The sequence below is a fragment of the Guptibacillus hwajinpoensis genome (genome assembly GCF_005144865.1).
GTDB lineage: Bacteria > Bacillota > Bacilli > Bacillales > Guptibacillaceae > Guptibacillus > Guptibacillus hwajinpoensis_A.
Genome location: NZ_SWFM01000001.1, coordinates 1350791 through 1364275, shown reverse-complemented (window position 1 = coordinate 1364275; position 13485 = coordinate 1350791). Strand labels below are relative to the sequence as shown.

Annotated in this window: 9 protein-coding genes; 8 read left to right on the top strand and 1 reads right to left on the bottom strand. The window is 40.3% G+C overall.

Features of this window, described 5'->3' with window-relative positions; translation table 11 throughout:
* The first annotated feature begins 5 nt into the window (after positions 1-5).
* The 4 genes from FBF83_RS06770 (at position 6) to pruA (ending at position 5496) form a co-directional block, all read left to right on the top strand.
* Positions 6-797 carry an SDR family oxidoreductase gene (locus FBF83_RS06770; protein WP_136946327.1) on the top strand — a complete coding sequence of 264 codons (792 nt, stop codon included), beginning with the start codon at positions 6-8 and terminating at the stop codon, positions 795-797.
* Positions 798-1232: 435 nt separating this feature from the next.
* Positions 1233-2519, top strand: a complete 1287-nt coding sequence (locus FBF83_RS06765; protein ID WP_240687997.1) for a PucR family transcriptional regulator — start codon at positions 1233-1235, stop codon at positions 2517-2519.
* Positions 2520-2997: 478 nt separating this feature from the next.
* Entirely contained in the window at positions 2998-3915 is a 918-nt protein-coding gene (locus tag FBF83_RS06760; protein WP_136946326.1) for a proline dehydrogenase family protein, read from the top strand.
* 33 nt (positions 3916-3948) lie between these two features.
* Positions 3949-5496 (top strand): L-glutamate gamma-semialdehyde dehydrogenase, encoded by a 1548-nt coding sequence (pruA, locus tag FBF83_RS06755; RefSeq protein ID WP_136946325.1) that lies wholly within the window; start codon positions 3949-3951, stop codon positions 5494-5496.
* Between the two features lie 102 nt (positions 5497-5598).
* Here pruA and FBF83_RS06750 read toward each other — a convergent pair whose 3' ends face one another.
* Positions 5599-7191 (bottom strand): ATP-binding protein, encoded by a 1593-nt coding sequence (locus FBF83_RS06750; RefSeq protein WP_136946324.1) that lies wholly within the window; start codon positions 7189-7191, stop codon positions 5599-5601.
* A gap of 227 nt (positions 7192-7418) precedes the next feature.
* On the opposite strand from FBF83_RS06750, the gene FBF83_RS06745 reads away from it, so the two are divergent.
* The 4 genes from FBF83_RS06745 to FBF83_RS06730 all read left to right on the top strand — a co-directional run bounded on the left by FBF83_RS06745 (position 7419) and on the right by FBF83_RS06730 (position 13275).
* Entirely contained in the window at positions 7419-7739 is a 321-nt protein-coding gene (locus tag FBF83_RS06745; protein WP_136946323.1) for a YnfA family protein, read from the top strand.
* 428 nt (positions 7740-8167) lie between these two features.
* A complete protein-coding gene (locus FBF83_RS06740; RefSeq protein ID WP_136946322.1) occupies positions 8168-10018 on the top strand; it encodes a GAF domain-containing sensor histidine kinase in 1851 nt (616 codons plus the stop codon).
* The gene (locus tag FBF83_RS06735) at positions 9993-10631 is read left to right on the top strand and encodes a response regulator (RefSeq protein WP_136946321.1); all 639 of its coding nucleotides are present in this window, start codon (positions 9993-9995) and stop codon (positions 10629-10631) included. The genes FBF83_RS06740 and FBF83_RS06735 overlap by 26 nt, the downstream gene beginning before the upstream one ends.
* Positions 10632-10818: 187 nt before the next feature.
* Positions 10819-13275 carry a S8 family serine peptidase gene (locus FBF83_RS06730; protein ID WP_136946320.1) on the top strand — a complete coding sequence of 819 codons (2457 nt, stop codon included), beginning with the start codon at positions 10819-10821 and terminating at the stop codon, positions 13273-13275.
* Positions 13276-13485: the final 210 nt, after the last annotated feature.

Below are 13485 nucleotides of genomic sequence, written 5' to 3'. Positions count from 1 at the left end.
ACGAGATGGATCTGAATCTAAAAGGAAAATCAGTCGTTGTCACAGCAGCTAGCAAAGGACTTGGTAAAGCAACGGGACTTGCTTTCGCAGAAGAAGGAGCTTATGTTGTATTATCGAGTCGCAGTGCCGAAGAACTAAAGAAGTCATGTGAAGAAATCATTGAAGAAACTGGGAATACCCAGGTGACGTGGAAAGTTTGTGATGTAACGAACGGGGAGGAAATTAACGAGCTCATGATGTTCGCAGCAGATACGAATGGAACAGTTGACGTGCTTATCAATAATGCGGGAGGACCTCCAGCAGGTGGGTTTGAAAATTTCAGTGATGAAGAATGGCAGCATGCCTTTGAACTGAATTTATTAAGCTTCGTTCGTACTTCAAGAGCCGTTATTCCATATATGAGAAAACAGGGGAGCGGACGTATTGTAAATATCGCATCCTCATCTATTAAACAATCTTTAGATAACTTGATTCTATCAAATACTTTTCGTGCAGGGATTGTTGGCTTTGCGAAAAGCTTATCACAGGAATATGCAGAGCATAATATACTCGTTAATACGGTAGGACCTGGCCGAATTGCAACAGATCGTGTAGCGCAACTTGATCAAATAAGAGCAGATCAATTAGGGATGACGACGGATGAGTTAAAAAGTCAGGTTGAACAATCAATCCCTATTAAACGATATGGTGAGCCTGATGAATTTGCAAAGATGGTTGTATTTCTAGCTTCAGGTGCAAATACGTATGTGACAGGCCAGTCGCTCGTTGTAGACGGAGGACTTGTGAAGGCGCTTTAAGTACTGGGAAGGACGCAAAAGTTTAAGCGTCCTTTTTTGTTTATGAAAACGCCTTTATAAAAGGCTCTTTTCTAGAAGGTTGTTGCTTTTGAAAGTTTTTGTTTAAAGGACCACACTTCATCGATGATTGGAGCGGAAGGTGCTCGACTCCTGCGGGACTAGCGGGACAGGTGAGACCCCGCAGGAGCGTAAGCGACGAGGAGGCTCACCGCCCGCCCCGCGGAAAGCGAGCATCCTGTAGCGGAAATCAACCACTCCTCTTATAGCAACAAAGTTTACGAAAAGAGCCTTTTAAAATGATGTAAATGTTACCATAACGTTTTTCTTTTGTAGAGAAATCGCTATAATAAGAGTGGATGATCAAAGACGTAAACTAGTATTGTTAAACCCTTTAGTTTCAATGCTAATGGCGGTACAGGGATGGAGGGGTAGATATTGATAAATGCAAAAGAACAGATCTTAGAAGCGACTGATATTCATAAAGTAACAGAAGTAATCAGCATCGCTATAAACAAGCCGGTGATTATCGAAAACAAGAACTTCGAGCTCATCTCATATAGCACAGCATCTGAAAGTTTTGATCAAACACAACAGAAGACCATTCTATATAAAAAATGCCCTGTCTTTATTATTGACCGACTGAAAAAGGAAGGGATCGTACAACAGTTGGAGAGCAATGAAGCACCAATCAGAATTGCTCCAATTGAAGAGATCGGTTTTTATCAACGAATTGTTGTTAAAGCGATTTATGAAGAGCGGACAATGGGGTATGTGTGGGTTCAAGAAACAAATACGCTTCTATCGGATGAAGAGGTAACGTTTCTGACTGAAATCACTCCGCATATCGGGAAGCTTATTCATGAATCCTATCGTAAAGGTCAAGAACATGAAGGAAAGCAGGAAAAGCTTCTGTGGAATGTGCTTCTTCATGAATATGAAAGTGAAAATCAAATGCGGAGAAAGGCACAGGTAGCGAGTTTACCATTACCTGACCGTTTTTCTGTTCTCGTCATGTCGATTGCCGAGCCTGCTCAGGAGCCACTTCTTAATGAAGTCGTGGAACTTCTATCTAGATTTAAGCGCCATAAATTACAGGTGCTCAAAACGGATTTGCAAATTGTCGCTGTGATCTCAGGAAATAAAGAACGAAAAGGTTCCGCGATCGAAAATAGTCGTGAGCTCGTAGAATATGTGAAAAGCGCACTCACTCATGAAGAGTTCTATTCATTCTTGATTGGTATCGGAAAAGAGTATGTTGAGCTCATTGACATGAGAAAGAGTTTTCTAGAAGCACTTGAAGTGATCGAGACCGCTGACTTTATCGGACCAAGACCTGATGTGATGCCGCGCGAGTTCTCAAAACTTGGCGTATACAGGTATCTTGCAGCACTTTATGAGAAGAACAATACAGAACATTACTATAATCAGAACTTATTAAACCTAATGGAGAAAGATTCAGTGAGCCATTCGAGTTTGTTAAAAACACTTGAAGTGTATCTATCAAACAACGGAAAAGGTAAACATACGGCTGCAGAACTGTTTATCCATCCGAATACGTTAAATTATCGCATGAAGCAGATTCAGGATTTAACCGATATTGATTTTGAAGATTTTAATATGAAAAGTCACATTTATATTGAATTGTTGCTACTAAACAACATTCCATCTTACTACAATCGGTACCTGGCAGCTGTAGAGGAGCAAAAAGGCGCCTCGAAATAGGCGGGGGTCTGTAATATCGCTGGTTTATTGTCCGAAATTCGGATATATTGTCCAAACTCAAAATATATTGGCTAAAATCCATTTTTATTGTCCAAATCTCAAATATATTGTCCAAACTGAGAAGCTGCCGCTCGCAGCTTCTTTTTTTGTGGAGAGGCTCCAGTGCCTTTCGGGTCTAATCAGCCGCTTTCGCTTTTCTTGATCCAGCTACAGCGGCTAGTCCCTCGGTCACTTCACCATTAGTCCAGAACACAAAAAGCGTGTTCCGGTCTAATGGCTCCAGTAGCTGCCGGGTCTAATCAGCCGCTTTCGCTTTTCTATTGTGGTTAAACCACAAAAATCGGTGTGAACTATTGTGTTTCCAATACGTTGTCAGATGCACTATAAAATCGATATAATTTTCACAAGAAAGAAAATATTAATACGACTTACTGGTTGATGAATGATTGGAGATAAAGGTTAAAGGAGCGTGGTAGCGTTGGAAGCCCTCAACAAGAGTTTTTTCCTTTTTCTTGCCAGCAGGCCTTCACTCGATCGATTTGCAAAACGATGGGGTAGTAAATTTGGGGCTGATAAGATTGTTGGCGGGGAAACCTTTGAGCATGCGGTACCTCTAATTCAGAATTTGAATAGTCAGGGTTTACGTGTGACGGTTGACCATCTCGGGGAGTTTGTTGCTTCAGAAGCCGAGGCGAGAGAACGAACGCTCGAGTGTTTACAGTCGATTCGAATGATCAGCGCTCATGATTTGAATTCACAACTTTCTCTAAAAGTAACGTCACTTGGTCTGGATATTAATCCTGAGCTTGTATGGGAAAATATGATTCAGATTATGGATGAAGCCGTGAAGCATGATGTATTTGTGACAATTGATATGGAAGATTCGTCAAGGACGCAAGCAACGCTCGATCTCTACAAAGCATTAAAGAAGAAGTACAACAATATTGGAACTGTTATTCAATCTTATTTATATCGATCAGATCAGGACCTGGATGATTTAAACGAAGTAAAGCCGAATTTACGACTTGTTAAAGGGGCTTATAAGGAATCAGCGAAGGTTGCATTTCCTGACAAATCTGATGTTGATCATAACTTAAAACTACTAATTAAGAAGCATTTATTGAATGGGAATTACACTGCGATTGCAAGTCATGATGATGCAATAATTCAGTACACGAAAGAATTGGTTAGAGAACATGGCATTGCAAAAGATCAATTCGAATTCCAGATGCTGTATGGAATGCGCAGTGAAAGACAGCTAGAACTTTTAGCTGAAGGCTACACAGTGAGAGTCTATATGCCATACGGAAATGACTGGTATGGGTATTTCATGCGGCGGTTAGCGGAACGTCCTGCGAACATCGCCTTTGCATTAAATGGATTGTTTAAAAAATAACATTAATTTTAAATTCGAAAGGGGAATTTACTCATGGTAGTACCATACAAACACGAACCGTTTACTGATTTTACTGTTAAGGAAAACAAGAAGGCTTTCGAAGAAGCACTGAAACTAGTAAAAGAAGAGTTAGGAAAAGATCATGATTTGCTAATTAATGGTGAGCGTGTAAGTACAGAGGATAAAATTGTCTCCATAAATCCTGCAAACAAAGAGCAAGTTGTTGGACGCGTTTCGAAAGCGACGAAAGAGCATGCTGAGAGAGCGATTCAAGCTGCTGATGAAGCATTTGAAGGCTGGAGAAAATGGTCTGCACGCTCTCGTGCTGAACTTCTATTCCGCGCAGCTGCGATTGTTCGTCGCCGCAAGCACGAATTCTCTGCTTATCTTGTTTATGAAGCAGGAAAGCCATGGAAAGAAGCAGATGCTGATACTGCAGAAGCAATTGATTTCATGGAATATTATGCTCGTCAGATGATTGAGCTTGGTGAAGGAAAAGCAATCGAAAGTCGCCCAGGCGAACAAAACCGTTATGTTTACACTCCAAGTGGGGTAGCTCTTGTTATTCCACCGTGGAACTTTGCGTTTGCAATAATGGCTGGTACAGCAGTAGCACCGCTTGTTACTGGAAACACAGTACTTCTTAAGCCAGCAAGTGCAACACCGGTTGTAGCTGCGAAGTTCGTTGAAGTACTTGAAGAAGCTGGTCTTCCTAAAGGCGTATTGAACTTCGTACCAGGAAGTGGCGCAGAAGTAGGCGACTATCTTGTTGACCATCCGAAAACGTCTATCATTACGTTTACTGGATCACGTGAAGTTGGAACGCGCATCTACGAGCGTGCAGCGAAAGTACAGCCAGGTCAACAGCACCTTAAGCGTGTTATCGTTGAGATGGGTGGTAAAGATACAGTTGTTGTTGATAATGATGCAGACCTAGAGCTTGCTGCTCAGTCGATCGTTGTTTCGGCATTTGGCTTCTCTGGACAAAAATGTTCTGCAGGCTCACGTGCAGTTATTCATAAAGATGTGTACGATCAAGTACGTGACCGTGTCGTTGAACTGACAAATGAGCTGACAATGGGAGAAACAACAGGCCCAGAAGTATACATGGGTCCAGTTATTGATCAGGCTTCATTTGATAAAATCATGAGCTACATTGAAATTGGGAAAGAAGAAGGACGTCTTGTTGCTGGTGGAGAAGGAGATGATTCCAAAGGTTACTTCATCAAGCCAACAGTGTTTGCTGACCTTGCTCCGAAATCACGCATGCAGCAGGAAGAAATTTTCGGACCGGTTGTTTGCTTAACGAAAGCAGATAACTTCGATGAAGCAATTGAGATTGCAAATAATACAGAGTACGGCTTAACAGGTGCTGTTATCACGAATAACCGTGCACACATCGAACAAGCGAAAATGGACTTCCACGTAGGAAATCTATACTTCAACCGTAACTGTACAGGCGCAATTGTTGGGTACCATCCATTCGGTGGATTCAAAATGTCTGGAACAGATTCTAAAGCAGGTGGTCCGGATTACCTTGGACTTCACATGCAAGCGAAAACTGTTTCAGAAATGTTTTAAGTTGAATTGAAATGTGAACAATAACAAGCCTGCCACTTAAAGGATCTCCTCTAGGTGGCAGGCTTTAGTTCGTTTTAATCTAAGCATGAAAAAGAAGAGGTACTAAACCTCTCCTCTCTGATATGGTAGGGTAAGATGTACTTTTGTTCCTTTGCCTTCTTCTGATTCAACCGAAACTTTTCCTTCATGCGCCTTGATAATATCAAAACAAATTGAAAGTCCGATCCCAAGGCCACTTCTTTTAGAACTGAAGAAAGGCGTACCCAGTTGTTTAACTTCTTCCTTAGTCATACCCTGTCCGTTGTCTTCAACGGTAATAGTGACATTCTTGATGTTCTTTTGAAGACTAACCCAAATTTGTCCGCCCTCTAACATTGCTTCTATTGCATTTTTGATGAAATTGATTAGCACTTGCTTAATTTGTGAAGCATCCATACTTATGAATAAATCTTCCGCAGTATCGAAGTGGATTTCAACATTAAATAAATGGGCATTACTATTCATTAATTCGACCGTTTCTGATATAAGGGTCGTTAAATTACCTGTTCTACGTTGACTAATCGTTGGTTTACCCATCATGACAAATTGATTAACTAGGTTTTTCATTCGTTCTAATTCATCTTTAATAATATTCACATATTTAGTCTGCTGATCATCCACATCTAACATCTGTGTAAAACCGATAATTGCGGTGAGCGGGTTACGAATTTCATGAGCAAAGCCTGCTCCTAGCTTTCCAATAGCGGATAATTTCTCAGATTGAATCACCTGTTCCTGCAACTGATAATAAGGTGTCATATCTCTAAATTGTGCAAAAGCACCGATGAGTTGGTTGTTTGTGTCATCAAAAAGAGGCAAAATATCGAGGAAGCATTTTTTCTCTTCCAAAGCAGAGAGGGTTAACTCGATATTTTCAAGGCTCTTTTTTTTAGTGCATACGTGGTCGAAAAAAGGATCAAGTTCAGAAATAGCCGCGATAGTTTGTCCTATCATCTCTCGTTTATTTCTACCAGTGATCGTCTCGGCGCTCAAATTGTATTCACGGATTATTCCTTCTTGATCTGTGATGATAATCCCAAGTGGCGTGGCACTCATTAACATCTGATTATAGAGGTGCAGCTGATCATTCTGTTGATTCAATTTAATTTCTCGTTCAATCGTATCAATAGAAGATGAAAGCAATCCAAGGTGGAGCGGTGATGCATATTCTTTCGTTGTCATGAGAGAAATGGTTCCCATTAGTTGTCCATTCTCGTAAGTGTATGGAGCTGAGTAGCAGGCAACCTGTTCAAAGCAGTTGTGATAATGATCAAGACCAACTAAATGAACGGGTTCTTTATGCTCGAGTGCAAGCGAAATGGAATTCGTTCCTGCAGTAGATTCATCAAAGCGGACCCCCTTAGTGATTCCGAGTGAATCAGTCATGCTTTTAAAGCTATCATCACCATAAGAATCAAGTATGTATCCTTCATGATCTGTTGTGACAACAATAGTAGGAGTTTCGGTAAGGTAGCTCAGGAGCTTCTTCATGAATTTTCGTATGATAGATAGTGAGCTCTCATATTTTTGTAAACGTCGTTCTAATTCTTCTTCTGAGAGCAACACATGTAAAACAGGAATTGAGTTGGGATCCATTCCATAAACATGCTCGCAGGTGTTTTTTGATTTCTGTATGTATAAATCACGTTGCGTCATGGGTATCCTCTTCTCCTGAAATTAATAGTAGATGTCAGAGCGTTATGCGTTAAATAGAAGTCGTTCAATTTATTAAGCTATATATTGGTAATCATTTTTTAATAGAGTATCATACTTAGGTCATGATTAGGTAGATTTTTACTTAAAAAATGGATGCTGAGGGCACCTAGGTCGTTTAATATAATGAAAATACAATCATCTCAGCTTATAAAAGGAGTGAATTGGCAATGAAAGCTATTCTTCTATTCGTATTAGCAGGGCTAGCAGAAATTGGTGGAGGGTATCTCATATGGCTCTGGCTTCGAGAAGGCTATTCAGGTTTACTTGGACTAGCTGGTGGTATGGCATTAGTTCTATATGGCATCATTGCGACATGGCAAGTGTTTCCGTCATTCGGACGTGTGTATGCGGCGTACGGTGGTGTTTTTATTATCATGTCAGTTCTTTGGGGATGGGGGATTGATAAGAAAACGCCTGACTTATACGATGTTCTAGGTGCTGTTATTTGTTTAGTCGGAGTTACCATTATGTTAGTTCCAAGAAATTAAATATAATAAGCAATTGGAGGAGAGAGTCAGGAATAACAGATGGAAAATATTTGTTATACGACCAAAGTACTATAAATAGATATATCTTTAGGTGAATTGGTAAAAGGTAAGATGTTTGTCATAATGAAAGGTATCAAACCCTTACATCAAAGGGTTGGCCCCGGGATTGGTTAGTGGACCTCCATTTCGACTAGTTCCGGGTTTGTCTATAACTTCTCAAAGAATCCTCTTGTGCGAGGATTCTTTTTTTATAAAACTAACTTAGAATCGTGGATATAATTCTATTTTAGCGGATATATCGAAGAAATCGCGGATATATATTAATCTCAAAAACACTCGACAAATGATTTGTGTTCTTTATTAAAGATTAAAAGTCATGTAAACTAGTTGTAGAGGGAAAATTCAGATAATGTCGAACGGAGGCCGAAATGAAGGATAAAGCACCTATTCAGAAAAGAGAAAGACACGCAAAGTGGTTTTTAACGCTTGTATCCCTTATTGGTTGGTTATCTGTCGGTTGGATGTCTTTGCATATGCTACCACCAGAAAATTTTGGGGTATTCGTATTGTTAGTCGGTTTTTTATTTGTTACAGAATACTACCCCATTTCTGTTTGGAAAGGCTATACGTCACTAAGCTTTCCTTTGATTTATACGATTTACGCTGTCGAAGGGTTGCCACTAGCAATTGTGGCCTACGCATTAGTCGTACTGTTGGTGAATTTATTCCGAAGAAGGCCGCTTCGTATTGTACTATTTAATCCTTCTCAGCTCGTATTGAGCTTCATAGCTGCGGTATCAATTGCTCGTTTACTTGAACCATTTTATGGTCAATTAGAAAACAGTTCGCTTGTCTTCGTAATTCTATTAACATGCCTGTACTATATGATTAACAATCTATTGGTGGATCTTGTATTGATTATTCGACCACAGTCTTATCCCATGCACATCTGGAGAACAAAATTCATAACTGAGCTGATGAGTGCCGTAATTTCCATCATTTACATAGGAGTCATGTTCTACGTTTCCAATCAGAATAGAGGCGTTATTGATGTGTTCTCCTACTTTTTCTTCTTCTCTCCACTTGTTGGTTTTGCATTGCTCAGCGCCATTATTGTCAGGCTGCATACAGAACGGAATCGATTGAAAGCTTTGTTTGCGATCTCAACAGAATTAAATAGATGGTTACCTTCAAAAAATTGGGTAGACTCGATTGAAGCAAGTCTTAATGAATTCGTAGACGTTGATGCAAGTGTTCTGTGGGTTAAGGAAAATGAACGTTGGAGAGTCCGTTTCTCCCATGGTCAGGTCGTTAAAGAAGAATGTATGGCCCCACATGGAATAAAAGATTTTGATGATGTTACCGAGACTGCGGTTTATCAAGATCGAAAGAAAAATCCAGGGATTGTACCGTCATGCTTTGATAAAGCGTTAAAAGCATTTGTGTATGCACCAATTATTCTTGAAGGTAAATCCCTTGGTATGTTTGTTGTTGCGAGAAGCAGAACGCATAGTTTCAGACAGGAAGATATTCAATCTGTTGCAACGCTCGCAAATCAGCTAGCGGTGGTTATCAAAACAAGAATGTTAATTTCTGAGCAGGAGAAAAGAACTGTATTAGAAGAGCGTAATCGAATTGCAAGAGAGATCCATGATGGAGTGGCCCAGTCTCTTGCAGGAGCCGTACTAAAGCTTGAGACAGCTAACAGGAAGTTCTACCAAAAGCCTGCTGAAGCAAATGATATTCTTGTTGATAGCTTAAGCAAACTTAGGCATAGCTTGAAAGAGATAAGAGAGTCGATCTATGCTTTAAGACCGTATGAAACAGAACGCGTTGGTCTTAAACAAGCGATATTAAAAAGAATTGAAGTGATCAAGAAGGAATCTAAGCTGAATCTTTCATTCGAAGAACGCGGAAAGCCAATTGTGTTAAGTCCGATGGTAGAAAAAGTAATGTTTGATATCTTTCAGGAAAGTGTTCAAAATACGATCAAACATGCGAAGGCTACTAGTGTTACTATACTACTGAGCTACCAGAAAGAGCATGTTTTATTGAAAATGACAGATGATGGCGTTGGATTCTCATTGTTAGGGGCAATGGTGAAAGCCAAGAAAGATCCTCATTTTGGTATTTTAAGTATGAATGAACAAGCAGAGAAAATAGAGGCTACTCTACAAATTGATAGTAGAGAGGGCGAAGGTACAGAAATCAGTTTAGCGATACCAAAGCTTGGTCTTGAGGGGGGAATGGAACATGATCAACGTCATGCTAGTGGATGATCACGCTGTACTGCGTGATGGTCTAAAAAATATTCTAGAAATGGAAGATGACATTAAGGTAGTAGGAGAAGCCGTTAATGGAAATGAGGTTGTCAGTGTCGTCACAACGTGTCAACCTGATGTTGTTCTTATGGACATTAACATTCCAGATAAGAACGGAATTGAATTAACTGGGATGTTGAAAAGGGATTATCCTTCTGTAAAGGTACTAGTGTTAACGATGCACAGTCACGATGAATACTTCATGGCTGCAATCAGAGAAGGGGCTGACGGTTATCTACTTAAGGATCTTCCAACAGATCAGGTAGTGGAAGCGATTAGAACAGTTGCCAAAGGAGAGTCTATTATTGATCCGACTCTTACAAAAAGGTTACTAGGATTCTATAATCAGAAGCAGGAGGCGTCTAGTCCTTCAGAACTTACAGATCGTGAAAAGGAAGTCCTTATCTGTCTCGTTAGTGGGAAGAGTAACAAAGAGATTGGTGAAGAACTTTACATTAGCGATAAGACGGTAAAGATACATGTGAGCAAAATATACAAAAAACTGAATGTGAAAAGCCGTTCTCAAGCCATTATCTATGCGGTGCAACACCAGTTGGTACCATTACCTTAACCTTCAAACAAATTCGAGTCAGGAACCTTCATGTAAGGGACCTGGCTTTTTGTATCTACACCATTAGTACTAGTTGTTCTATAGTTCTTATAGCCCCAGATTTATATCTTAAGTGGAATAGCTAAGCCTGACTACATTAGGGATAATAAGTATAATAGTTAAAACATTCTGAACAGGGGGAGTAAGGATGAAATTAAAGTCTATTGTACTAGCACTTTTGTTAGTAGCAGCATCAGTTCTTAGTTCTTTACCACTACATAGTGTATCAGCTCAAAGTGGTGAGACAACGATCGGGGCTAAACTGCAGAATCTAATGAAATCACAAACGACAGGTTTAGAGGTAATTGTAACGTTCTATGGTGATGGCGCTCCAACCGCATCTCAACTAACGTTACTTGAAGACATTGGGATTACAAAAGGTCTTTCACTACAGAACCTTCCAATAACAGGTGTTATCGCAACTGCTGATCAAATTCAAGAGCTCGCTCAGCAGTCTGAAGTTCGATCGGTATATTACAACGACCAACTAGAATATGAGAATGCCGAATCTACTGCTTTAACGGGTGTAGATGCTGTTCGCGCAGACGATGAGATGAGAAAAGCAAATGGAGGACTACCGGTTTCAGGAAAAGGAATTGGTGTTGTTGTTAACGACAGCGGAGTAGATGGTACACATAGTGATATTAAATTCGGTGACCATCTTGTACAAAATGTTCTCGGTTCTACCAATCTTCATGCTCTAAATGAATTATTGCCAATTACGTATGTAGAGGATGTACCAAATACAGATAACAACTCAGGTCACGGTACACACGTTGCTGGTATTGTAGGTGCGAACGGTTCTAAATCTGCTGGAAAGCATGAAGGCGTAGCGCCTGGAGCAAACTTGATTGGTTATGGCTCTGGTGCAGGACTTGCTATTCTAGATACACTGGGTGGCTTTGATTACGCACTAACGCACCAGAATGATTACAATATCCGTGTCATCACGAACTCTTGGGGCGCGACAAGTGATGCAGGAACTGACTTTGACCCTGAAGATCCAATCAATATTGCTACTAAAAAGCTTTATGATCGTGGAATTGTAACAGTTTTCTCAGCGGGCAACTCAGGACCTGCAGAATCTACAATCTCAGGGAATTACAAAAAAGCGCCATGGGTTATTACTGTAGCAGCAGGGGACAAGCAAGGGAATCTCGCTGACTTTTCCTCAAGAGGTGTAAGTCAAAAAGGTGGCCAAGTTACTGTTGATGGAGAAACATTCGAGTGGATTGACCAACCGACGATTACGACGCCTGGTAAAGATATTGTTTCAACACGTGTTATTTCACCAACAACAGGTCTAAGTGCAGATAAAGATGTTGAATTAATTGAACCAGCTTATCTACCTTACTACACAACTATGAGTGGAACATCAATGGCAGCACCACATATGGCGGGTATTGTTGCTTTGATTCTAGATGCAAACCCTGAACTATCTCCACTAGAAGTGAAGCAAATTGTTCAGGATACTGCAACTAATATGCCAGGTTATGAAGCTTGGGAAGTCGGTGCAGGGTATGCTAATGCTTATGCTGCAGTTGATAAAGCGCTAGATATGGCGAAGAATTATGGCAAGACAGTGAACATGACAAATACGTTCAATTCTAATGTAGATATGCAAGTTAATCGCGAGGCTTTTACAATTGATTACAGTGCAGCAAATAATAATAAGAAGGAATTCCAAGTTGAAGAAGGTGTCACTGAGGTTGTTGCAAGGGTTAACGCAAAAGGATTGTTAGGTGAAACAGGAAATACGATTAATCTTGTTTTAACAGCACCTGATGGAAAGGAATACTCTTCAGGAATCTCCGTCCTATTCAGTTTATACACGAATCGTACTGTTCAAGTGTCTGCACCATTACCAGGAAAGTGGACAGTTGAACTAAGAGGACTAAACGGTTTAGCGCTTCCTGAAGCTATTAAAGGAGAACTGGCGTTTAAGAAAGCGAATGGCTTTAGTGGATTGAATGATATTGCTGGACATCCAGCAGAAGCAGCCATTCAAGCAGGTGTTTCTGAAAGATTGCTAGATAGCAAAAGTAATGGAGATTACCGTCCTAATGAATCACTCAAACGAATTGACCTAGCGAAGTTTCTAACGATGGGGTCAGGCGTGGTACAGTCGCTTCCGGATAACAAAACGTTCTCTGATGTTAATGCCACTGATCTTCCATATGTGGAAGCCGTTGTCGCGGAAGGCGCTGCATTAAAAGATATTGAACAGGATGACAATGGTGTAATGAAAGCAGTAAATGGTAAGTTCTCACCGAAGGGAAATGTTTCGAGAGCTGAATTAGCTTATTCTCTTGTACAGAGTCTTGGCTTGCAGGATGAAGCTGAAGCTATTAATGGAGAATTGACAGTTCAATATAAAGATGAGCGGATTAAGCTTTCAGATCGTGGTGAAGTTCCTGCAGAGCTTAAAGGATATGTTCAGCTTGCCCTCGATTTGAATATTCTTAATGCCTACTTTGATATTACACAAGGACCATATGATCTTGAGCCGAAAGTCACAGCACAGTTTAAGCCAACTGAAAAAGTAACAAGAGGAGATTTTGCAGTAGCGATTACACGTTACTATGCTACCTACCTTATGCCATAATAGAAACACGGTGCCATCTGATCGCTTTGAAAGAACTTACTGCTTCTTAACGATCAGGGAAAACCAATAAAGTGTATCATTTATAACACATAATTTCTCTTCAATGACTGCATCTTTGCAAAGATGCGGTTTTTTTTATTTCGGTAGGCACAATGAAATATACGGTAAAATACTTATAGACGATTGAAATTATTAAGGAGCTTAATATGA

What these genes read in the sequence shown, in the direction of transcription:
- FBF83_RS06750 (WP_136946324.1), bottom strand. Translation starts at nt 7,191, where the DNA reads ATGACGCAACGTGATTTATACATACAGAAATCAAAAAACACCTGCGAG.
- FBF83_RS06735 (WP_136946321.1), top strand. Translation starts at nt 9,993, where the DNA reads ATGATCAACGTCATGCTAGTGGATGATCACGCTGTACTGCGTGATGGT.
- pruA (WP_136946325.1), top strand. Translation starts at nt 3,949, where the DNA reads ATGGTAGTACCATACAAACACGAACCGTTTACTGATTTTACTGTTAAG.
- FBF83_RS06730 (WP_136946320.1), top strand. Translation starts at nt 10,819, where the DNA reads ATGAAATTAAAGTCTATTGTACTAGCACTTTTGTTAGTAGCAGCATCA.
- FBF83_RS06740 (WP_136946322.1), top strand. Translation starts at nt 8,168, where the DNA reads ATGAAGGATAAAGCACCTATTCAGAAAAGAGAAAGACACGCAAAGTGG.
- FBF83_RS06745 (WP_136946323.1), top strand. Translation starts at nt 7,419, where the DNA reads ATGAAAGCTATTCTTCTATTCGTATTAGCAGGGCTAGCAGAAATTGGT.
- FBF83_RS06770 (WP_136946327.1), top strand. Translation starts at nt 6, where the DNA reads ATGGATCTGAATCTAAAAGGAAAATCAGTCGTTGTCACAGCAGCTAGC.